The sequence below is a fragment of the Ruegeria sp. BHSA123 genome, from assembly GCF_059613425.1.
Map to the genome: position 1 here is coordinate 41,351 of NZ_JBXWSL010000002.1, position 22,343 is coordinate 63,693.

The 22,343-nt window shown below is 55.1% G+C and carries 21 protein-coding genes and 1 tRNA gene; 9 read left to right on the forward strand and 13 right to left on the reverse strand.

The genetic code is table 11. The annotated features are described in order from the left end of the window. The first annotated feature begins 65 nt into the window (after nucleotides 1-65). The 5 genes from AC2FNC_RS01255 (at nucleotide 66) to AC2FNC_RS01275 (ending at nucleotide 5,414) form a co-directional block, all read left to right on the forward strand. A complete protein-coding gene (locus AC2FNC_RS01255) occupies nucleotides 66-1,100 on the forward strand; it encodes a cysteine synthase A (protein WP_480622480.1) in 1,035 nt (344 codons plus the stop codon). Next, nucleotides 1,100-3,526 (forward strand): DUF3772 domain-containing protein, encoded by a 2,427-nt coding sequence (locus AC2FNC_RS01260; RefSeq protein WP_496714413.1) that lies wholly within the window; start codon nucleotides 1,100-1,102, stop codon nucleotides 3,524-3,526. The genes AC2FNC_RS01255 and AC2FNC_RS01260 overlap by 1 nt, the downstream gene beginning before the upstream one ends. Nucleotides 3,527-3,668: 142 nt before the next feature. Next, nucleotides 3,669-3,758 (forward strand) — tRNA-Ser (locus tag AC2FNC_RS01265). Nucleotides 3,759-3,990: 232 nt separating this feature from the next. Then, nucleotides 3,991-4,359 carry a group I truncated hemoglobin gene (locus AC2FNC_RS01270; protein WP_480493317.1) on the forward strand — a complete coding sequence of 123 codons (369 nt, stop codon included), beginning with the start codon at nucleotides 3,991-3,993 and terminating at the stop codon, nucleotides 4,357-4,359. Then, complete coding sequence (locus AC2FNC_RS01275) at nucleotides 4,356-5,414, forward strand: adenylate/guanylate cyclase domain-containing protein (protein WP_480472441.1); 1,059 nt, start codon at nucleotides 4,356-4,358, stop codon at nucleotides 5,412-5,414. The genes AC2FNC_RS01270 and AC2FNC_RS01275 overlap by 4 nt, the downstream gene beginning before the upstream one ends. A 6-nt stretch (nucleotides 5,415-5,420) precedes the next feature. Here AC2FNC_RS01275 and AC2FNC_RS01280 read toward each other — a convergent pair whose 3' ends face one another. The 9 genes from AC2FNC_RS01280 to guaA all read right to left on the reverse strand — a co-directional run bounded on the left by AC2FNC_RS01280 (nucleotide 5,421) and on the right by guaA (nucleotide 14,822). After that, nucleotides 5,421-6,035, reverse strand: coding sequence for a TetR/AcrR family transcriptional regulator (locus AC2FNC_RS01280; RefSeq protein ID WP_480476721.1), 615 nt, complete (start codon nucleotides 6,033-6,035; stop codon nucleotides 5,421-5,423). Between the two features lie 113 nt (nucleotides 6,036-6,148). After that, on the reverse strand, nucleotides 6,149-7,018 hold the full coding sequence (gene ppk2 / locus AC2FNC_RS01285) for a polyphosphate kinase 2 (protein WP_480553346.1): 870 nt from the start codon (nucleotides 7,016-7,018) through the stop codon (nucleotides 6,149-6,151). Nucleotides 7,019-7,067: 49 nt separating this feature from the next. Then, a complete protein-coding gene (locus tag AC2FNC_RS01290; protein WP_496714416.1) occupies nucleotides 7,068-8,021 on the reverse strand; it encodes an alpha/beta fold hydrolase in 954 nt (317 codons plus the stop codon). After that, the gene (metA, locus tag AC2FNC_RS01295; protein WP_480516816.1) at nucleotides 8,011-8,928 is read right to left on the reverse strand and encodes a homoserine O-acetyltransferase MetA; all 918 of its coding nucleotides are present in this window, start codon (nucleotides 8,926-8,928) and stop codon (nucleotides 8,011-8,013) included. The genes AC2FNC_RS01290 and metA overlap by 11 nt, the downstream gene beginning before the upstream one ends. A gap of 36 nt (nucleotides 8,929-8,964) precedes the next feature. After that, on the reverse strand, nucleotides 8,965-9,837 hold the full coding sequence (locus AC2FNC_RS01300; RefSeq protein ID WP_480516818.1) for an ATPase: 873 nt from the start codon (nucleotides 9,835-9,837) through the stop codon (nucleotides 8,965-8,967). A gap of 47 nt (nucleotides 9,838-9,884) precedes the next feature. Beyond that, the gene (locus tag AC2FNC_RS01305) at nucleotides 9,885-10,781 is read right to left on the reverse strand and encodes a DMT family transporter (RefSeq protein WP_496714418.1); all 897 of its coding nucleotides are present in this window, start codon (nucleotides 10,779-10,781) and stop codon (nucleotides 9,885-9,887) included. Nucleotides 10,782-10,881: 100 nt separating this feature from the next. Next, nucleotides 10,882-12,021, reverse strand: coding sequence for an OmpP1/FadL family transporter (locus AC2FNC_RS01310; RefSeq protein WP_480516822.1), 1,140 nt, complete (start codon nucleotides 12,019-12,021; stop codon nucleotides 10,882-10,884). Nucleotides 12,022-12,145: 124 nt separating this feature from the next. Further along, nucleotides 12,146-13,051, reverse strand: coding sequence for a DMT family transporter (locus tag AC2FNC_RS01315; protein WP_496714420.1), 906 nt, complete (start codon nucleotides 13,049-13,051; stop codon nucleotides 12,146-12,148). Between the two features lie 211 nt (nucleotides 13,052-13,262). Further along, nucleotides 13,263-14,822, reverse strand: a complete 1,560-nt coding sequence (guaA, locus tag AC2FNC_RS01320) for a glutamine-hydrolyzing GMP synthase (RefSeq protein WP_480553353.1) — start codon at nucleotides 14,820-14,822, stop codon at nucleotides 13,263-13,265. 301 nt (nucleotides 14,823-15,123) lie between these two features. On the opposite strand from guaA, the gene AC2FNC_RS01325 reads away from it, so the two are divergent. Continuing rightward, on the forward strand, nucleotides 15,124-16,668 hold the full coding sequence (locus AC2FNC_RS01325; RefSeq protein ID WP_480472461.1) for a trimethylamine methyltransferase family protein: 1,545 nt from the start codon (nucleotides 15,124-15,126) through the stop codon (nucleotides 16,666-16,668). Here the strand turns inward: AC2FNC_RS01325 and AC2FNC_RS01330 are convergent, their stop codons facing one another. Beyond that, nucleotides 16,669-16,968 carry a DUF6477 family protein gene (locus AC2FNC_RS01330; RefSeq protein ID WP_496714423.1) on the reverse strand — a complete coding sequence of 100 codons (300 nt, stop codon included), beginning with the start codon at nucleotides 16,966-16,968 and terminating at the stop codon, nucleotides 16,669-16,671. A 241-nt stretch (nucleotides 16,969-17,209) separates the two neighbouring features. On the opposite strand from AC2FNC_RS01330, the gene AC2FNC_RS01335 reads away from it, so the two are divergent. After that, complete coding sequence (locus tag AC2FNC_RS01335; RefSeq protein ID WP_480472465.1) at nucleotides 17,210-18,292, forward strand: DUF6456 domain-containing protein; 1,083 nt, start codon at nucleotides 17,210-17,212, stop codon at nucleotides 18,290-18,292. 51 nt (nucleotides 18,293-18,343) lie between these two features. Here the strand turns inward: AC2FNC_RS01335 and AC2FNC_RS01340 are convergent, their stop codons facing one another. Continuing rightward, the gene (locus tag AC2FNC_RS01340) at nucleotides 18,344-18,892 is read right to left on the reverse strand and encodes a peroxiredoxin (protein WP_496714425.1); all 549 of its coding nucleotides are present in this window, start codon (nucleotides 18,890-18,892) and stop codon (nucleotides 18,344-18,346) included. 261 nt (nucleotides 18,893-19,153) lie between these two features. On the opposite strand from AC2FNC_RS01340, the gene lipA reads away from it, so the two are divergent. Both lipA and AC2FNC_RS01350 read left to right on the forward strand, forming a co-directional pair. After that, a complete protein-coding gene (lipA, locus tag AC2FNC_RS01345) occupies nucleotides 19,154-20,104 on the forward strand; it encodes a lipoyl synthase (RefSeq protein ID WP_480472469.1) in 951 nt (316 codons plus the stop codon). Continuing rightward, nucleotides 20,101-21,252 carry an amidohydrolase gene (locus AC2FNC_RS01350; protein WP_496714427.1) on the forward strand — a complete coding sequence of 384 codons (1,152 nt, stop codon included), beginning with the start codon at nucleotides 20,101-20,103 and terminating at the stop codon, nucleotides 21,250-21,252. Before lipA ends, AC2FNC_RS01350 begins: the two co-directional genes overlap by 4 nt. An 11-nt stretch (nucleotides 21,253-21,263) precedes the next feature. Here AC2FNC_RS01350 and AC2FNC_RS01355 read toward each other — a convergent pair whose 3' ends face one another. Next, the gene (locus tag AC2FNC_RS01355) at nucleotides 21,264-21,620 is read right to left on the reverse strand and encodes a hypothetical protein (protein WP_480553359.1); all 357 of its coding nucleotides are present in this window, start codon (nucleotides 21,618-21,620) and stop codon (nucleotides 21,264-21,266) included. A 120-nt stretch (nucleotides 21,621-21,740) separates the two neighbouring features. Then, nucleotides 21,741-22,283: a hypoxanthine phosphoribosyltransferase gene (gene hpt / locus AC2FNC_RS01360; protein ID WP_480516838.1), complete on the reverse strand. Its 543-nt coding sequence runs from the start codon at nucleotides 22,281-22,283 to the stop codon at nucleotides 21,741-21,743. Nucleotides 22,284-22,343: the final 60 nt, after the last annotated feature.

The window sequence follows — 22,343 nt, forward strand, 5'->3', positions numbered from 1 at the left end:
ATCCTGCTTGTGGTCGCGGCGGTGCGGCTGTAAATCTTCGATGGTACAAACGACAAGGGGCCGTCATGCGCATTGCACGAGATCTTGCTGACGCAGTAGGAAAAACACCGTTGATCCGGCTGCGCCGCATCAGTGAAAAAACTGGTTGCGAAATTCTCGGCAAAGCCGAATTCATGAACCCCGGTCAATCCGTCAAGGACCGTGCTGCACTCTTTATTATCCGTGATGCCATTGCGCGGGGCGATTTGAAGCCCGGCGGCACCATTGTGGAAGGCACCGCAGGCAATACCGGTATTGGCCTGGCGCTGGTGGGTGCGTCAATGGGGTTCAAGACCGTGATTGTGATCCCGGAGACCCAGTCGGAAGAAAAGAAAGACATGCTGCGGCTGGCAGGTGCACAACTGGTTCAAGTTCCGGCCGCACCTTATCGCAACCCCAACAATTTCGTGCATTATTCCCGCCGTCTGGCCGAGGAATTGGCGCAGACCGAACCCAATGGGGCGATCTGGGCCAACCAGTTTGACAACGTGGCGAACCGTCAGGCCCATGTTGAAACCACAGGGCCCGAAATCTGGGAACAAACAGCAGGTAAGGTCGACGGGTTTATCTGTGCTGTCGGGTCGGGCGGTACGTTGGCCGGGGTTGCCGAAGCGTTGCAGCCCAAGGGTGTGAAAATCGGTCTGGCCGATCCTATGGGTGCGGGTCTCTACTCTTACTACACCACCGGTGAAATCGCGATGGAGGGCGGATCGATTGCCGAAGGTATCGGACAGGTGCGGATAACAAAGAACCTGGAAGGGTTCACGCCGGATCATTCCTATCAGATCACTGACACCGAGGCGTTGCCCTATATCTTTGACCTGCTCCGTGAAGAGGGGCTGGTTATGGGCGGGTCAACCGCGATCAACATGGCGGGCGCCGTGCGTCTGGCCAAGGAAATGGGGCCGGGCCACACGATTGTGACTGTCCTTTGCGACTATGGCACGCGGTATCAGTCCAAGCTGTTCAACCCGGATTTCCTGCGCGAGAAAGAATTGCCGGTGCCGGATTGGATGACCGAAGCACCGCGCAGCATTCCCGGCGTTTTCGAGGACGTGTAATGCCTGGGCAGGTTCGCCTGTTTCTGACACTGGTATTCCTGTGTCTTGTCGGGCTCGCAGGCGGTGCTGTCGCGCAGCTGACCGACAGGCAAAGTGAGTATTACCGGGGCTGGATAAAAACGGCTGACCGTGCCGAGTCCGTGATTGAAGCGAACCGTGCGTCAAACGCTGCGTTTGAGAATTTACGTTCTGAAATAAACGGTTACCGAGAGGACTTTAACAAGGCACGCAGCGCCAACACAGACCGTATCACAACGCTGGAAAGCCAGATCAAGGCGCTTGGTCCGAAACCCGAAGGGGACGCGGCCGAACCTGAAGACATCGCTAAATTGCGAACTCATCTTAATGAGCAGCTCAACAGTTTGCGGGTGCCGCGCATCATTTCCGAAGAAGCTTATACCCGCGCAAATGGATTGATCAGTGAAATCGATCGGATCATCCGGACGCGGCAGACAAAACAATTCTTTGAGCGCGGGCCGTCACCGATCAACCCCGTATATTGGGGACCTGCATGGCAAGACGTAAAAGAGGCGCTTCAGAGCCTGACAAATGAAACAATTACCAACCTGCGTTCGGACGTAGTGAAAGAACGTATCCGTGATCGTGGCTTGGGAATCCTGTTTCTGGTGATCCTGGCCGCGGTATTACTGATCTTCGGCAAACGTTGGTCCGAGCGGGGCGGCGACTATCTGAGGTTGCTGGGCGGAGCGGGCACTGGTGTTTGGTCCTTCATCATTTCTCTGTTGCGGATTCTGTTGCCATGGATCGGTGTCGTTGCCGCCATCGCCGCGATCAGTCTTTCGGGTATTCCGGGTCTGCGAGGCAGTTTGTTGCTGGAAAAAATCCCCTACTGGGCGGCAATTGCCTTCTTCTACGACTGGATTGGCCGACAGATTTACGTGATTGGCGCTTCACAAGGATTCAAGCGCCTGTCTGCTGCTCGGATTACCGAATTGCGGATATACATTGATCTGTTGGCTTTGATGTTGATCCTGCACGAACTGGCGCTTCTGTTTCAGCAGATCGAAAACGTCTCGGATGCGACTCGTGCGGTGATCAGCTTTCCCGTGATTGTTGGAACGGCATTGCTTTTGCTCCGCGTGCGGCAGATCAGAACGAACGACCGCCTGCTGGACCAGACGGCGTCTACCCGGGCCGCCGGATTCAGCCAGTTGTTGGAATTCCTGCGCAAGGCCATGTTCCTGCTGGGGATCGCAACACCCGTACTGGCACTGGCCGGCTATACTAATGCGGCCGAAGCGATCGTGTTTCCGGCGGTAAAAACGCTGGTTCTGATTGCCGCTCTGGCGATTTTCCAACGGTTCGTCAGTCAGATATACGGATGGATCACAGGGCAGGGCGACGCTGCGCGCGACTCTCTTTTTTCGGTCCTGGTGGGCTTTGCACTCGCCATCGTCGCGCTGCCTGTTCTGGCGATATACTGGGGCGCGCGCGAAACGGACCTGCTTGAGGTGTGGTCACGTCTGCTGCTTGGCTTTGACATCGGCGGTGTCATGATCTCGCCCAGCAATTTCCTGACATTTATCGCTGTTTTCGCAATCGGATATACGCTGACACGGTTGTTGCAAAGCGGGTTGCGCAACTCGCTGTTGCCCAAAACCAGCATCGATCCGGGCGGGCAGAACGCGATTGTCGCTGGCTCGGGGTATATCGGGATCTTTCTGGCTGCGTTGGCAGCGATTATGGTCGCGGGGTTTGATCTGTCGTCGCTGGCAATTGTTGCGGGCGCACTGTCTGTCGGTATTGGCTTTGGGCTGCAGACGATTGTGTCCAACTTTGTGTCCGGCATCATCCTTCTGGTGGAACGGCCAATCTCCAAGGGTGACTGGATTGATGTGAACGGGATGATGGGCTACGTGCGTGACATTTCCGTCCGCTCGACCCGTATCGAGACGTTCGACAGATCGGATGTGATCATTCCCAACTCGGACCTGATCAGCGGTGTTGTCACCAACTATACGCGTGGCAATACAATCGGCAGGGTGATTGTTCCGGTCGGCGTCGCATATGGCACTGATACGCGTCTGGTCGAGACCATCCTGAGTGAGGTTGCGAACAACCACCCGATGGTTTTGGCCAACCCGGCACCCAGTGTGGTGTTTCAGGGGTTTGGAGCGGATGCATTGGATTTTGAAATCAGGGCGATCCTGCGGGATGTGAACTGGGTTCTGTCCGTCAAATCCGACATGAACCACGAAATCAACCGACGCTTCCTTGAAGCAGGCATCGAGGTGCCGTTTGCACAGCGTGATATCTGGTTGCGTAATCCCGAAGCTTTGCAGACCTCAAACAAGGTGAAAGCGGCTGGTTCAGCGTCCAAACAGAAGGCAGATGAGTCGACGACAAGAGAGCCAGTTGAACTGACCGAATCTGATCTGGACCCCGACGCTGGCGATGAATTCTGACGACCTGTCCGAAAGCTGAAGGGTAGCCTTTCCGGTGGTTTGGCGCACCGGAAAGGCGACCGGATTTAATTGATCTTTCCCGTGATTTCGCCGAATTGGGGCCTTGCAAATTCCATGACATTGGTCCAAACATCGCCGGCACGGAGAGGTGGCCGAGTGGTCGAAGGCGCACGCCTGGAAAGTGTGTAGGCGGGGAACCGTCTCCAGGGTTCGAATCCCTGTCTCTCCGCCATTGCCCCTTTTTACAGAGAACTATGTCTGCCCCGGCGTCTTGGCTGTGCAACGCAGTTTCGTGAACCACGCCAGATTTCCGAAAGCCCAGGATCGTGTACCCTGGTCGCTATTGCTTTCCCTTAAAAGAATACCCGGTAAACCGGAAAATAAAAAACACCATAAACATTAACAAAAATATCAATTTGATATAGAGTTATAGTGTTTTTGTTCTGTATCGCTTGGGTTTTCGTGTGACACAAACGCTTTATGACAAATACGGTGGCTTCAAAACGATCAGCCGTGTCGTGATGACCTTCTATGAAATGGCGTTGGATTCGGATGATATCGGCCATTATTTTGAAGATATCGACATGCCTCGGCTGATTGATCATCAGACGAAATTCGTATCGTCCCTGATTGGCGGACCGGCGTCATTCAGTGATGACAGGATCGAAGCCGTTCACAGGCATCTGGGTATTTCACACGACGAATTTGATGTGATGGCTGAGCTGTTTGGCGAAGCGCTGAGCGTGCATGGTATGTCCGATCAGGATATCAAAACCGCGCTGGCTGCAATTGAAGGGAAGCGTTCAATTATCGTCGCCCGAAACGCGGCATGAGCATTCATGCGATAAACGAACAGCTGTTACGCGCCATCGGTGTCGGCATTGCCGTGGTGCGCGCCTCGGATCTTCAGTTCGTGTTTCATAACGGACCTTTCGCAGAGTGGTTTGGAACCCCCGAGAACGGCAGTACTCTTACGGACATTCTGCCTGCCCTTGATCCCAAAGAACTGGAAGACGTCAAGCAATCGGGCCTGAGATATTCGGTTGAGTTGCAGATCAAACCAAAGCGGCGGACCTTGATCTTTGCGGTCGCAGTTTCGTTGGCAAGCGGATTGTCCGAGCAGGTTCTGATTGTCGAATGCCAGAACATCACGCGCATTCGCGAGCTGGAAAGCATGATCGACAGCTATTCCACCATGGTCGAACGCAACACACGAGAACTGGAACGCGAAAAAGAACGGGTTGAACGCCTGCTTCTGAACCTGATGCCACGGGCTGTTTATGAAGAGTTCAAAACCTTCGGTGTCGTCACTCCGCAGCTCTACAAGCAGGTGTCTGTGGTCATGCTGGACTTTGTGGGTTTCACCGATTTCGCGGCCAAGACCGACCCGACAGTGACCCTGAGTGAGTTGAACGACATTTTCACGGCGTTTGACAGGATCGTTGAACAATTCGGGTGTGAAAGGATCAAAACAATAGGTGACGCATATCTTGCGGTCTCAGGCATGCCTGACCCGACACCCGATCATGCGACTGCAGTGGCCCATTGCGCGGTACGTTTCCTGCGTTATCTCGAACGCCGTAACGAAAGCCATCCGCACAAATGGCAGGCCCGGATCGGTTTGGGCATGGGGGCCGCAGTCGGGTCTGTCGTGGGCATTCAGAAATACGTCTACGACGTTTTCGGTCCGGCGGTAAATATCGCGTCCCGACTGCAAATTTTCGCCAATCCTATGAAAATAGTTGCGCCGGAAGAGATGAAATACGCCCTGATTGATGAGTTTCAGGTCTCGGACCTGGGACGTGTCGACATAAAGGGAATGGGCGAGATGAATCTTATCAACGTTACGTCCGGGCTGAGCTTACCGCAAAGCAGTCGAACTTTTTGAAAGGTGTCAGTCGTCCTGCGGGATCAGACCCAGCCCTCGCAGATAGATACCAATGCCGCTTTCCAGCAGGTCTTCCGGGGGGAAGGGAGACGTCGCCCCGGTATTGCGCGCGTATAATTCGACCACGCCATGGCTCATCGCCCAGATGTGCGCGCTGAACATCGACGCGGGCGGGCGCTTTTCTGGTGGAATATGTTGCGACAAGTCAGCGGCTGCTTTCTCGAGAACCGATTTGGCCCGATTGGCGGCCATGGATAATTCTGGGGTGCGATTCAACGAAATTCCGCTTTCAAACATGGCGATGTAGTGGCCGGGGTTCTTCCGGGCAAAAGCCAGATAGGCCCGCCCGGTTGCCTCGAAGGCGGATAGGGCAGAGGGTTGGCCTGTGTCATAAGCGTATTGCATCAGGTCCGCGAACATCTCGAATCCCTGCCGTGCGGCTTCGGCGATAAGGTCTTCGCGCCCTTCAAAATGGCGATAGACTGCGGCTGGTGTTACGCCAGCGGTTTTGGCGGCTTCAGATAACGTAAAACCTGTCGGCCCCTTTTCTTCGATCAGGGACAAGGCTGCCTCGATCAGAGCTTGCTTTAGGTTTCCGTGATGATAACCGCGTTTCGACATCCCGGCCTCAGGTTCTTCGATTAGGTATTGGAAGACAAGGGGATAGACCAAATACACCCGGTCGTCCAACACTTGCCCTTGAAAGCCTTGGCCGGGCAGGGCGAAAACGCAACCTACGCTTCCCAGACATCCGGACCACCGCAGATCAGGGGATCAATGTCACCAATGCTTTTTGCGTCCTTCTCATCATAGTCCAGCGTGTGCAGGACCGATTGAATTGCTGCAAGACGGGCGCGTTTCTTGTCGTCGGACCGGACTATTGTCCAAGGAGATATGTCTGAGTGTGACCGGGTAAGAGTTTCCGAAATCGACTGTGTGTATTCGTCCCACTTGTCCAACCCTGCCACGTCAATCGGGCTGAGTTTCCATTGCTTTAACGGGTCGGTTTCACGGGCCAGAAAACGGTTCAGTTGCTCAGCGCGCCCGACATTGAGCCAGAACTTGAAGAGTTTGATGCCATCATTGACCAGACCCGTTTCAAGCGGCAGAACCTGACGAAAGAACCGCTCGCGCTCTTCCCGGGTGCAGAAACCAAAGACGTTTTCGACCACGCCGCGATTGTACCAGCTGCGGTCAAAGAACACGATCTCGCCGGCTGCAGGCAGGTGCGGGATGTAGCGCTGAAAGTACCATTGACTGCGTTCAGTTTCCGAGGGTTTGCTGAGCGCCACATTGCGCGCTCCGCGCGGGTTCAGGTTTTCGCGAAACCGTTTGATCGTTCCGCCCTTACCGGCAGCATCGCGGCCTTCGAAGATGATGGCGATCCGTTGCGCCGTGTCCTTGACCCAAGACTGCATTTTGACCAGCTCGATCTGGAGCAGTTCCATCTGCTCATCATAGTCCTTGGGTTTCATCTTCTCGCTATATGGGTAGGTCGGGTTCAGGATATCGCCTTTCTTCGAATTCTCGATCTCATCCCGCACAGCTTTGGGCGCGCTATCCTGAAAATACTTCTCGATAGAACCTTTTTCGGTCCGAGCCATATGTCACCTCGCGATAAAACCCATATCCGACTATGGATTAGAGCTTGGATTAACGCAAACCTGCACGCTGCACTGCACGATCAATTGCGGCAGCAACCTCGGGCGCTGCGACAACCTGCGGCATGTGACCGATCCCCGGTAACGCGACCAGTTCGGCCTGCGGGATTTGCTGGATCAGACGTTGCGAATGCCATTCAAGGCCGACAGTGTCGTCGGCGGTGCCGTGAACGATTTCGGTTGGCACTGAAATCTCACCGTATCGCGGCTGCAATTGGGTTATCTCATCCAATAGGTTGGCCCGTTGCTTGGCATTTGCATGCATGGAACTGCGCCGGATGGTCAGGCCGGGCCCAAAATGTTCAGCATATCCAGCGGGGGCCGATTGGGGCGCAAATACACTGTCCAATGCCCGCGTTACGTACCAATCGGGCACAAAGGAAGAAATCAGAGGCAGGGCGAGCGTATTGCCGAGCGTGGTAGACGCTAATTGGTTAAACCCATCCAGCGGCGTTTCCCACGGAATGGCGGCGGGTGCGATCAGAACAAGTGCTGAGAGGTCGTCGGTCCTGGTGACCGCCCATGCAAGCGCCACTGAACCACCATAGCTTTGGCCCGCCACGACAGGCTTGTCCGCCCCAAGCTGGGCAGCAGCTTTTTGCAGGATATCCGCTTGTTCCGTGATCGTTTCACCGTCTGGGTTGAAACTTTCTGAAAACCCCAGGCCGGGCCGGTCAAAAACGATGACGCGGTAGTTTTCCGCCAGAATAGGTGCCAGCGCAAAGGTCATGTCGCGGGTGTTGCCGCTTGAGCCGTGAAGAAGGACAACATCCGGCCCATTCCCTATGACAACCGCATGAACCGCGATTCCGTCGACATCAAGAATCTGGCCTTCGGGTGGGAAAGCCGCTTCTGCATGTGCTTCAATCCGGGCGCTGCGCCACGCAGTCACAGCGACAAGGCCCAGAATGATGAGGCTAAAGGATATCAAGGTTTTAGTGGCCAATTTTGCTCATATCAAAAGGCGTCGTCTGATAGATTTCGTTTATCCAGTTTCCGTAAAGAAGATGCGCGTGACTGCGCCAACGGTTTTGAGGTGTCTTGGATGGGTCATCATCCGGATAATAGTTGATCGGCACGTTGATGGGCGTGTTATTGGCGACGTCGCGGTCATACTCCTGTTTCAGCGTGTCGCTGTCATACTCAAAATGATTGAAGATATACAGCGCGCGGTGGCTGGGATCTTCGACCAGACAAGGGCCCACATCATCGCTGCCCAGCAGGGTCGTCAAACCCTGCGCGGCGTCGATCTCATCTTGTTTCATTTCCGTCCAGCGGCTGACCGGGATAACGCAATCGTCAGAGAACCCACGTAAAAAAGGTGATGCAGGGTTCAGATTGCGGTGGCGGAAACAGCCAAAGGCCTTGGCATCCAGCATGTGCTTTCGAACACCATGAAAATGGTTGATCATCGCCATCCCTCCCCAGCAAACACCAAAGGTTGAATGAACGTTGGTTTGGGTCCAGTCGAAGATTTCGCTGATTTCATCCCAATAGGTGACATCACCGAATTCCAGATGCTCGATCGGCGCGCCAGTAATGATCAGGCCGTCAAATTTCTGGTCCTTGACCTCCTGAAAAGGCTGATAGAACTCGGACATATGCTCGGCGGCAGTGGTTTTTGTCTGATGTTCCGTCATACGGATCAATGACAGTTCGATCTGCAACGGGGTTGCACCGATCAGGCGCGCAAACTGGTTTTCCGTCTGGATCTTCTTCGGCATCAGATTTAGCAGCCCGATGCGCAGGGGGCGAATATCCTGACGCATTGCCTGATCCTCGGACATGACCATAACGCCCTCTTTGTTCAGGACGTCAAAGGCGGGCAGATCAGAGGGAATTTTGATGGGCATGTGTCTGACTTCGAAGAGATTAGGGAAAACTGGTAGTTAGGCGTTATTGCGTCTGGCCTCAAGGGTGCGTTCGATCAACTCATCGAAATCGGCCGCATCGCGGATTTTGCCGATGTCGTTGGCATCAATCGTCACGCCCCAGTTCTTTGCCATCGCCTCGTATCGGGGCTGACGATGGGCCAGGGCTTGCGCATAGGTCCAGCGGACAAAATCATCGGGGTTGACCTCGGCCTCTGCACAGCCGTGTTGATCCAGATACTCGGTCCAGGAACGTGTCAGGAAATCAGCCTGATAGGACATGGGTTTTGGGGCCTTGTCGAAACGGCGCACAAGGTCGGCTGTGTGACCCTCGTCACCCTTCAGCCAGATCATGAGGGTGTGCCGCGCGAGTTCGGACAAAACCTGATCCCTTGGGTCTTCGGGATCTACCCACTCGCAGATGGATCCGCCCGTATCGCAGATAAAGTGAGGATATTTGTACAGACGCTCGGCGCGGTCGATGAAGTATTCGGTGTCCAGCAGCGCATGAATTTCGGCCAAGCGAAACTGTTCCTGCCTGCGGCGGTACTCCGGCATGTCCAAGCCGCCCAGATCGGGGTTTCCCGGCTTGCCCAGATAAGCGGCAACAGGTGTCAGGTTGGCGAATGAAATATTCGAACCGATATAGATCGAATCCGACAACAGCAGTTCACGCAAGAACGGAACTTTCATGGCCTCGGCCTTGGCATTGTCGGTGATGTACTCGCCCATATAGCGCGTGCCAATCCGGTAATCGATCGAGTAGTGGAACCAGTTCCCAGAATCTCTGAGGATGTTGGATACATAGGTCTTGCCCAACCCCGACATGCCAAAGAACAGCACTTTCTTTCGGCTTGCCGTGCGCCAGTCATTGGCTGAGGTGTAGATCATTTTGCGCTGTCCTTTTTTGCCCTAGCTAAATCGGGCAGCGCACGGCGTCAATTGGGCCGGGACGAACGATTGAGAACCAAAAGGCCAATCGCCAGAACGGCAAAGCCCAGAAAGGCATTTGGGGGCAGGGACTCTTCGCGCAGTAATGCACCCAGAACAATAGCGACCGGAGGTATGACAAGTGTGACCAGCATCAGATTGCCACTGCCGGCCATTGCCAAAACCCGGTAGTAAAGCAGATATGCGCCGGCCGTTGCGACAATCGCATAGTACCCGATGGCCACCCAGGTTATTGCGGGTAACGCCAAGCTGGGTACTCCATCAACTGCTAGTGTTATTGGCAATACCAGCACTGTCGAAGCCGTCAGCATACCGGCGGCGGCAATCACCGGGGGAAGGTGCGATAAAGTCTGCCTCGCCCAAGCCGCGGCACATGCGTAGGAAACTGTTCCGGCCAACACTGCAAGCTGAGCGGTGCTTTGCAGGCTGAAACTCAAGAAGTTCAGCACTCCAATCGCGATTGAGACACCAAGAAAGCCCAGGCAGACACCCAGTAGCCGGGTTTTTGTCAATCGCTCGTCGCGAAAAAACAGTGCTGCTATCAAAACGCCGAAGATCGCAGTCGCCGCGTTCAGGATCGCCGTCAGACCCGTGTCAATGTAAAGCTGCCCCCAAGCCATCAGGCTGAAGGGGATGACGTTGTTCAACAGCCCCATGACCAGAAAAGTGCCCCAGATACGGGGCGCGCGCGGCACCTTGATCCGCCTGATCCAAGTTACCAGCCACAAAACCAGCATGGCCCAGAATGTGCGATGCAAAACCGAGGTCATCACGGGAAGCGTGTCCAGAGCGACCCGGATGGAAACAAAGGAGGCGCCCCAGATCAGTCCAAGGAGCAAAAGCTCGGCCCAGGCGCGGAGAGAGAGGTGTTTTTGTTCGTTCATGCGGGCACTGTTTCATTGATGTTAACCAACGGCGACCCGGTTCATGCGAAAAAGCCCCGCAGAAACTGCGGGGCTTTACAGTTACATAAGATTACTCAGATCAGTTCAGAGCGTATGTGATCTGGAAACCAACGCTCCAGGCGCTGTTGCCTGTGAACGTACCACGTGCCGCGGGACCAGCACCATTCGCGGTGGCATCCCCGATGTCGGTATAACGAACACCGCCCGAGATTTTTGCCTTCTCAAGCGAATACGTGCCACCCAGACCGATGCTCCAGAACCCATCTGTCGGACCGAGGTTCGAAACCGGCGTACCTTGGGAAGTTTCGTAGCCCAGTGTCACAGCACCAGAAAACTCTTCCGAGAACTGATAACCCAAACCCAGCGAGTAGGTGAACGTGGCGTCGTCATAGTCAACCAGGTTGCTGGTCGGCGGATAGTTTGGCGGATTATACACAAGTTGTGGCCAGTCGACCCAACGGATCGAGCCAAACAACAATGTCTTGGGCGCCACGCCCGTTTGAAAATCCAGATTCACAGACTGCGGTGTTTCAATCTCACTCGAAGTGTTTACAGGCAACCCTCCAGTCAAAGCACTGGATTCTGTCTGTGAAAGATCGTGGCTGATCTTGGAGTTATAGGTCAGAGATACGCGCGCGGCGATCTCAGGTTTTTCCCAGGCGACGCCCACGACATACCCGAATGCGGTATCTGCGTCAGTATTCACCTGATAGCCTGCGGTAATGGGAACAGTAATCGAAGCCTCGACGCGCTGCGCGCGAATACCGCCGATCGCACTGAATCCACCGTCGAATTTGTACCGTAGCAAAGCGGTAATCGCATCAGTGTCAGCAGTTGCCTGCAACACGCGGGGGTCTGTAGGATTAACCGGGTTGATCGAAAGCGGGTAGGCGGCCGCATATTGAATATCGGCACCGTAGGGTTGATCATAGATCAGTGCGAAATCAAGCTTTTCGGTAAGCGCCGTTTTGAACCCAAGGTGCGGTGTAAAAAAGTCGTTCGCAACTTCACCTGAACTAATGGGTTGGCCGCCGTTTGTACCAAAAATGTCTGGCATCGTGCCGGTCACGCTTGGGTCGGTATACCCCAACCGAAACTGAACTGCAGAGCCTTCTTCAAAGATCAGGTTGATACCCTGACCGCTGCGGTCCAGACCGCCTGCAAAACCAGCCGTTGCTCCAACGCACAATGCGCACGTTGCGAGTAGTGTTGTTTTCATTCTGTCCTCCCGAACTTTTTTCGAGTATTTGCCTGGCGAAGAATTGAGTGAGTCCAGCGCTTACCCGTGTGTAATGCGCGATACTTTCTTTTCAGTTAGTTTAAGGTCAACTGGTGACGGTGCGTTACTTGTTGCCACTACAGTTCTGAACTGTTGCCAAACTGTTACGATTTTCGGACCAGATGTTCAGGAAAATGCCAGTAAAGATGACGGCAGCGCCGATCAGTACCCAATGGTCGATGGGTTCATGATAGAGGAGCATCCCGATTACTGCGATTGTCGGAAGACGTGCAAAATCAAAGGGAATGACCACGGTTGCCGGGGCTATGGATAGGGCATTGGTAATACAGAAATGCGCCAGCAAACCCGCCAGCCCAACCAAAATCAGATAGGGAGCGGTCTGCATTGTCGGAAGCGCAATCTGACCATTGATGCCAGCGGCTGTGGCTCCAAGGACTGCTTGCATTGTAGTCAGCCAGAAAACAATACACCCAATGCTGGCAAATCGCGTGAGCTTCTTGGTGGTAATCGTTGTAAACGCAAAGAATACTGCGGATGCGGCGGCTGTCATAAGGCCGGGGCTCAAAGGGGCAGCGCCGGGGCGCGTGACGATCAGAACGCCCGAAAACCCGATAAGCGCCGCTATCAACCTGAGCGGCGTCAACCGTTCGTTCAGAAACAGCGGCGAGAGCAGGATTACCCAAAGCGGCTGTGTGAACTCCAGCGCGAATACCTGCGCCAAGGGAGCCACTGCCACGGCGTAGAACCAGAGATTTTGCCCCGTGAAATGTAAGGTGTTTCGTAAGGCGTGCAATCCCAGCCGTTCCGTCGAAACTTGCTGCCAGTTGCGAGTCACAGTCAGGACAGTTGCAACAACAACGAACCCAACGATGCTGCGATACATCATGATTTCAAAGGTATCATGCGCAGAACTCAGTTCACGCCCTGCAACCGCCATGGAAGAGAATGAGGCGATCGCGCCGGTCATCCATAGACCGGCCTTGATTACGTCTTTCTGCGCATGGCTCATTTCGAGCGTCCCTCAGGTTCGTCGCGGGGCCGCGCTGCCAAAAGACCGCAAAGCCAAGCGCTTATGATAAGCAGACTAGGTTCGTCCGGCTAATCAAACGCCGAAGGTGCGCCAGATTCAAGGTCGCATAGGTGACTGCCCGGTACAAAGGCTTTAACGAGTAGGGCGTTTTGCCGCTCAATCAGTTAAGTTTTACGCAGACACCCGCCGGTCATTCCCACTCGATGGTGCCGGGGGGTTTCGATGTGATGTCATAGGTACACCGGTTGATGCCTTTGACTTCGTTGATGATCCGCGTTGCCGTTTCGCCCAGGAATTCATGGCTGAACGGGTAGTAGTCTGCGGTCATGCCATCGACAGATGTTACGGCCCGCAGCGCGCAGGCGTAGTCATAGGTGCGCCCGTCGCCCATGACACCTACGGTCCGCACTGGCAAGATGGCAACAAAAGCCTGCCAGATGTCGTCATAGAGGCCGTGTTTACGGATCTGGTCGATAAAGATCGCATCAGCTTCACGCAAGATGCCCAGTTTTTCGCGGGTGATTTCACCGGGGCAGCGGATTGCCAGACCAGGGCCGGGGAAAGGGTGACGTCCGATGAAGCTCTGTGGAAGGCCAAGTTCGCGGCCAAGCGCGCGAACCTCATCCTTGAACAGCTCTCGCAGGGGCTCGACCAGCTTCAGCCCCATCTTTTCCGGCAAGCCACCGACATTGTGGTGCGATTTGATGGTTACAGAAGGCCCGCCCGAAAATGACACCGATTCGATTACATCCGGATAAAGCGTCCCTTGCGCCAGGAACTCGGCCCCTTCAATGGTGTCAGCGTGTTTCTGGAACACGTCGATGAACAGTTTGCCGATGATCTTGCGCTTGGTTTCCGGGTCGCTTTGCCCTTCAAGCTCGCCAAGGAACAGTTCGGATTCGTCCGCGTGGATCAACTGGATGTTGTAGTTGTCGCGGAACATGCCGACGACTTCTGTCGCCTCGTTCTTGCGCAACAGCCCGTGGTCGACGAAGACGCAGGTCAACTGGTTCCCAATCGCCTCGTGGATCAGGATCGCCGCGACCGAGCTGTCAACACCGCCCGACAAACCGCAGATGACCTTCTTGTCGCCAACCTGCTCGCGGATCTTGCGGATCATTTCTTCGCGATAGGCCCCCATGGTCCAGTCGCCCTTGAAACCGGCCAGCTTGACGAAGTTCGCATACAGCTTCGCGCCCTTGGGCGTGTGGTGCACCTCGGGGTGGAATTGCACGGCATAGAAGTGACGCGACGGATCGGCTGTGATCGCAAAGGGCGCGTTAGGCGATGTGCCGAAGACCTGAAACCCCGGTGCGATTTCACTGACGTGGTCGCCGTGGCTCATCCAGACCTGTTCATCCCCGTCGTCAAACCAGCCGTTCAGAATTGCCAGTTTGTCTTTTGGCGTGACAAAAGCCCGACCAAACTCGGCCGTGCCATGGCCGCTTTCGACCTTGCCGCCAAGCTGGTGCATCATCACTTGCTGGCCATAACAGATGCCCAGAATCGGCACGCCATAGTCAAAAATCTCTTGCGGAGCACGGGGCGAGCCCTCGCGCGTCACACTGTCCGGCCCGCCCGAGAAGATCACCGCGCGCGGGGCCATTTCCCGCACGAAATCCATCGTGACATTCTGGTAAGGGTGAATTTCGCAATAGACATTCAGCTCACGCAGGCGGCGGGCAATAAGCTGCGTAACCTGGCTGCCGAAGTCGATGATCAGAAGGCGGTCGTGGGATGTCTGGGTCATGTCAGCGCCTTAGGGCAAGCCCGCACATTTCGCAAGAGCGAGGTCCGATTCCAGCGCGGGAATCAAAAAAGATCACTGCAATGATTTTTGACACGAGGGTTTCCACCGGTGGCTCCGTCGGCGCACATGGACAGGGCAGAAGGGTACGCTTTCCAATTCCAGATTTCACCCTTGGCGGCCGGTTCGCCGGATTGCCGCGCGGCAATGTCGCTTTTCCCCCCAACGTGCCGCAATCCCTATGCTTGCGCCCCGGCAAACCTGTATCAAACGCTCAATCTAACCAACAACACGGGATCTTCTCATGACCGAGGCAAACACCCGGCGCAGGGCGAGAGGTGGCGGTGGCGCTGCCCGCCGTGCCGAGCGGACTGCAGTTCGTATCGAGACCGCGAAATACATCGAACGCAACATTCCGAACTTTGAAATCCTCAACGAAGAGGCACTGGAGATCATTGAAAACAACGCGGAAACCGTGTTGGAAGAGATCGGTGTTAACTTTGTTGATAACCCTGCCGCTCTGGAACGCTGGCGCGACGCGGGTGCGGATATCGACGGTGAACGCGTGCGCATTCCGCGCGGCCTTGCTCGTGAGCTGATTAAAACAGCGCCCAGCGAGTTCACCCAACATGCCCGCAACCCCGAGAAGTCGGTCGTGATTGGTGGCCGGAACATGGTTCTGGCCCCGGTTTACGGCCCTCCTTTCGTGCGCGATGCACAAGGCGGCCGTCGTTACGCGACGATGGACGACTTCAACAAGTTCGTGAAACTTGCCTATATGTCCAAGTGGCTGCACCATTCGGGCGGTACGGTGTGTGAACCGACCGACATTCCGGTGAACAAGCGCCATCTGGATATGCTGAAGGCGCATATGACTCTGTCGGACAAGCCTTTCATGGGCTCGGTGACCGATCCCAGCCGGGCGCAGGATTCGGTTGAAATGTGCGAAATCCTGTTCGGTAAGGAATTCGTCCAGCAAAACACGGTGATGACGTCGCTGACCAACATAAACTCGCCGATGACATTCGACGATGTGATGATGGGCTCGCTGGAAGTCTATGCCCGCAACAATCAGGCCTGCATCATCTCGCCCTTTATTGTGGGCGGTGCGATGGCGCCGGTCTCGGTGGCCGGTACTTTGACCCAGGTTCTGGCCGAGGTTCTTGCCGGTGTGGCGTACAGCCAGATCGTCCGTCCTGGTGCTCCCGCGATCTTTGGGGCATTCGTGACCTCGATCGACATGAATTCTGGCGCGCCGACCTTCGGTACGCCGGAAGCTTCGCATATCACCTATGGCGCGGGTCAGCTGGCGCGGCGTCTGAACTTGCCGTATCGGTCCGCAGGGTCGTTCTGCGGCTCGAAACTTCCGGATGCGCAGGCGGCTTATGAGACAGCGAACTCGCTGAACATGGGTCTGTTGGCTGGCGTGAACTTCATGCTGCATGCCTGCGGCTGGCTGGAAGGTGGCCTGGTGGCCGACTTCGAGAAATTTGTTATGGATGCCGACCAGTTGGGCGTTTTGCATTCGCTGGCCAAGGGCGTGGCCTATGATGACAACGCGCAGGCCATGGATGCGATCCGGGAAGTTGGCCCCGGCGGGCACTATCTAGGATGCGCCCACACGCAGGCGAACTTCAAGGAATCGTTCTGGAAGTCCGATCTGCTGGACTACAAGCCATATGAAACCTGGCAGGAAGAAGGTGCGCGTGATACGCGGGCTCTAGCCTCTGTGCGGGTTGAACACCTGCTGGCGAATTATCAGCAACCGCATATGGAGCCGGATACAGCCGCAGCGCTGGAAGCCTATATCGCCGAGAAAAAGGCCTCCATGCCGGATGCGTTTTCCTAATTATTGAAGGACCGGGGCGCGGTTGGCTTCATACAGCCGCGCCTCACCCAACAGCGCGATAAGAATGTCGAGATGCCGGACCAGAGAGTATGCGGCATCATCTTCTTTGCGCAGTTCATTCACCTCTTTTTCCATCTCCATCAGTCGCAGTAGGGCCTGACCTGAACCCGGCAATGACCCGTATCCCAGAATACGTTGCAAATGCCTGTCCCGGTTGTACTCTCTCGCTCCGAAATTGGCGGCTCTTGCCAACATGCGTGGGCGGTGAAGCGTTGAGATCATTGTCATCAGGTCCTGCATCTTACGTGTCCTGTGTCTGAAGGTTTACCGGACTATTTAATGCACAACCTAAGCGGGTGTTGCCTGCGTGACAGCCTCTCCGAACGATGGTTTCACGACTGTTTATCTTTTTGAATCAAATCTGGTTCGTGCCTTGTGCGGTTAACGAACGAGTAACGAATGGACCTCTAGTTAGATTTGGTTAACCCGCTATCCGAGGGCGAAAAGTGACATTTTGTTTTGTCGACGAGGGCAAATAATCATGGAAAACAACATGGCTTTCACCATTCCGGCATGGGTTCCAGAGGGGGCGCAAAGATACCTTGCTCATACCGAAACCGGACGCTCGATCCGCGATATCGCGAGATCGGCAGGTTGCCATGCGTCAACCATCCTCCGGCAAATCCGGCGTATCGAGATGCGCCGTGACGATCCTTTGGTGGATGCGGCGTTGCAGTCGCTGGCAGAAACACATTTTTCCATGCCCGACGACGCAGGCGACTCGGTCGTGATCGCGGATGAAGCTGCCCAGGAAGAGGCGTTCGAAAGAGAGGCATTGCGCATTCTGCGCCGCCTGAGCGAGACAGGTTCGGTTCTTGCCGTGGCTGAAGAAATGGACAAAGCGGTAGTCGTTCGTGACACCGGCAACGCCGGAGCGACCAGAACCGCGGTCGTCGATTGCGAGATCGCTCAGGCTCTGGCCTTAAAGGACTGGATTTCCTGCGATAACCCCGGTCGCATTTCACGGTACAGAATTTCTGCGGCTGGCCGAACGGCACTGAGCCACCTGATCGCAAAAGCGGAAAACAAGGCGCGGGTGGGGACCGAAGTCGGATTTGCCGAAGCTCAGTCGTTGTTTCAGGCAAAAACATCGGGTGGGGCGACTGACCGGATCAGGCGCATTCGCTATAGCGCCACGGAAAGCCCGTTGGTTGCCCTTGCACGCAGACGCGACCGCGATGGCAAGCCTTTTCTGGATGAATCGCTTGTCAGCGCAGGAGAGCGGTTGCGCGAAGATTTCGAGTTGGCGCAGATTGGTCCTCAGGTTTCACAGAACTGGGAGCGGTTTCTAACGGCTGGTGGCCGCAGCAGTTATGACAGTGAAAGCCACGGAGGAAAGGGATCATCGGATGCGCGGGACCGCGTGGCGCGGGCCCTGTCTGACCTTGGCCCCGGACTAAGTGATGTTGCCCTGCGGTGTTGTTGCTATCTCGAAGGGTTGGAACTGGCGGAAAAACGCATGGGTTGGTCGGCACGATCCGGAAAGATTGTTCTGCGGATCGCGTTACAACGGCTGAAACGTCACTATCGGGATCAGGCTGAACGCGACCGCATGATTGGCTGAAGGTACAAAAAAAGGCCCGTTAAAACGGGCCTTTTTTCGTCTTGTTATTACTCAAGCCAGTTCGGGTTCTGCCATCGCCTGAAGATGTTTCATCAGGTTTTCGGGCGAAGACACGCCATAGGGATCTTCGGGGCAGTTATCCATCAGGCCAGGTTCTTCGAACCAGGCTTCGACAACACCGTCGTTTACGATGGCAGCATAGCGCCATGACCGCATGCCAAAGCCCAGATTGTCCTTGTCAACCAACATACCCATTTTACGGGTGAACTCGCCCGATCCATCCGGAATGACCTTGACGTTGGTCAGGCCCTGATCTTGCGCCCATTTGTTCATCACAAAGCTGTCGTTGACAGACATGCAGTAGATTTCATCGACACCCTGGGCAATGAAATCGCCATATCCGTTTTCAAAGCCGGGCAGTTGATATGTCGAACAGGTGGGCGTGAACGCGCCGGGCAATGAGAACAGGATCACGCGTTTTCCGGCAAAATAGTCAGCGGTGGTCTTGTCTTCCCAAAGGAATGGGTTTGGTCCTTCGATTGAGTCATCGCGGACACGGGTGTGAAAGGTCACGTTGGGCAGTATTGCGCCGGATTTCATGTTCAAGCTCCTGTGATTCACCTGTGATTTTGCCGTGACTTAAAACAGTTCTAAACTGCCTTCAATCGACGATATGCCGCATTTTGAATTAATAACCTCTTCTCATTACTCATTGAAAACATGCGGTGAAACGGATTTTTACAATCTCGTTTTCGCTCATGCGCGGCGGCGTTGCATAGCGGCTATGCGCCGCTGGTGTAACACTGCACATCTGTTTATGTTATGAGCGACAAGATTGACCTAAAGTCAGGAATATTGCCCGTGCGAGATCTGAAGATCCCCGAACAGCGCCATCCGGAAAAAGCGCACCGCCCGGATAATGCGCAGCCCAAGAAACCGAACTGGATCAGGGTCAAGGCACCCGGCGGCAAAGGTTATGCAGATACGCGCCGGATCATGCGCGACAATAATCTGGTCACAGTCTGCGAAGAGGCGGGATGCCCCAATGTCGGCGAATGCTGGAGCCAGGGCCACGCCACCATGATGATCATGGGCGAGATCTGTACCCGTGGCTGCACATTCTGCAATATCGCTACTGGCCGCCCAGACGACCTTGACGCCTTTGAACCCGGCCGGGTGGCACATGCGGTCGAAAAACTTGGCCTGAACCATGTGGTTATCACCTCCGTTGATCGGGATGATCTGAGTGATGGCGGTGCCGAGCATTTTGCTCAGACCATCCGCGCGGTGCGGCACCGCTCTCCCAAAACCACGATCGAGATTCTGACGCCCGATTTTCTGAAATGCGATGCTGACGTTCTGGAAATTGTGGTTCAGGCAAAGCCGGACGTCTTCAATCATAATCTGGAAACCGTACCGGGTTTGTACCCCGAAGTTCGCCCCGGCGCGCGGTACTTCCATTCACTGCGTCTTTTGCAGCGGGTGAAAGAACTTGATCCGTCGATCTTTACCAAGTCTGGCATCATGGTTGGGCTTGGCGAAAACGAACAGCAGGTGCGTCAGGTCATGGATGACATGCGCGCGGCGGATATCGATTTTCTGACGATTGGCCAGTATCTGCAACCAACACCGAAACACCACGGTGTTGATCGTTTCGTAACACCCGACGAGTTCGCGTCATACGAAAAGGCAGCTTACGGCAAAGGCTTTCTGATGGTATCTGCGTCACCGTTGACCCGGTCTTCCTATCACGCTGGTGATGATTTTGCCCGGCTGCGCGCGGCGCGTCTAGAAAAGCTGCAACACGCGTGACACCGGATCAGATCGCGCGACTGACATGTCTGCGCCACGAGCTGCATCAACAGCCTGAACTTTCGGGACAGGAAAAGAATACCGCAGCACGGTTGGCTGAACTTCTGCGCGACGCAGGCGCTGACCATGTCCTGACCGGAATAGGTGGGCACGGGATTGCCGCCGTTTTCGAAAGTGGCCAACCTGGTCCCACCCTGGGCATTCGCTGCGAACTGGATGGGTTGCCGATCCAGGAGTTGGCGGACCATTCCTATGTATCACAGGTCGCGGGCAAAGGTCATTTATGCGGCCACGACGGGCATATGACTATGGTTCTGGGCGTAGCAGACGGGTTGAAACATCTCCGCCCCAAGAAGGGCCGCGTCGTATTGATCTTCCAGCCAGCAGAAGAGACCGGCCATGGTGCAATCGCTTTCCGGGCTGATCACCAGTTCGCCGGGGTTGCGCCCGACCTCGTACTGTCTTTGCACAACTTACCAGGATTGGAGTTGGGCGCGGTCGAAATTTGTGACGGTCCTTCTAACTGTGCCTCACGCGGGATGCAGATTGTTTTGACTGGAAAGACGTCGCATGCCGCTGCTCCGCAAGATGGGGTGTCACCTGCCAGTGCGCTGGCAAGTCTGATGCCGGCTTTGACCGCGTTAGGTGGCGGAGGGGATCTGAATGACGACTACGCATTGACCACCGTCACACATGCCACGTTGGGTGAGCGCACGGTCGGAGTAGCACCGGGGCAGGCCGAGCTGTGGGTGACGCTTCGCACAGTCACGGACGCGCGAATGGCGCAGCTGATCAGCGACGCTGAATCGTTGGTCCACGAAACGGCCAAAGCCGAAGGGCTGGCGGTCGAAATCAGTTATGACGAAGTGTTTGAGGCTTGTGCCAATCACCCGGAAGCAGTTTCGATCCTGTCCAAGGCCTGCACGGAGCAGGGCGTTTTTTGCAGATTGGTCGATCAGCCACAGCGGTTTTCAGAAGATTTCGGCCAGTTTGGAAAAAGCGCGAAAACCGCCATGTTCTGGTTGGGGTCGGGAAGTGACCAACCCCAGTTGCACAACCCGGACTATGATTTCCCGGATGCGCTTATTCCGATTGGGACCGGGATATTTCTGAGGGCCATCGAAGCTGTGTTAGGCCGCGACTGCTAGGACCGAGGCTTTCAATTCATCAGATCGCCAACGATTCCAACAGCTTCTATTACAGTCTTCGTATCATCTGATATCGAGATTATTTCGTCGTCGACCCGAATATACCGTTGCCCCGGCTTCAGCGGTTTGAGCTTCCAGTTGTCGAGGTCGTCAACATAGTCAAAACGCAGGTCGTCCGGTAATTTCTGACCTCGGGTGTATCGTTTGATTTGACCGGGCGGAACAGCCTTGCCGTTTGACTTAATGGATTTCTCTACTTTGGTTTTGTTGGCACCTTGTCCTTTGCCCTTGTTGTCTTTTGCATATGACGCGCTTGCAAGGGAGACGATCACCAAAAAGACGCCCGCTATCGAGATAAGACGCTTCATCAAAAATCCTCCTGTGACTACCCGAAAGGTAAAGCAACGAGGCGATGGTTGTCCATTGATATTCTAAATAATGAATTTTTAATCGGGTCTGAGTACGAGGCCGGAAAAGGCCCGCTCGGGCTATTCGTCCGTAAAGCGGACTTTGCCAATATAGGGCAGGTTGCGATTGCGTTGAGCATAGTCAATTCCATAACCCACGACAAATTCGTCGGGTATCTCAAAACCGATCCAGTCTGATCGAAAATCCACTTCGCGGCGGCTCGGCTTGTCCAGCAAGGCAATGGATTTCAGGCGCGCGGGGTTACGGCTTTGCAGCAACTTGGTGACATGGTTCAACGTATGGCCTGTGTCAACGATATCCTCGACAACCAGCACGTCGCGCCCTTCAATTGCGCCGCGTAAGTCTTTGAGAATGCGAACTTCCCTGCTGCTTTCCATCGCGTCTCCGTAAGAAGATGCTTCAAGGAAATCCACCTCGATCGGAAGGTCAAGTTCGCGCACAAGGTCGGCGATGAAAACAAAGCTGCCGCGCAGCAGACCCACGACCACCAGCTTGTCTGTTTCTTTGAACTCTGCCGAAATGTCGCGACACAGCTCCTCGATTCGAGCGGCGATGGCCTTTGCCGAGATCATCTCATCTATCACATATGCGCGGTCAGTCATCGCAGCCCCCTTGATCTTTGGCGCGCAACATACGACATGACGCGCCATTGTCACCTGCAA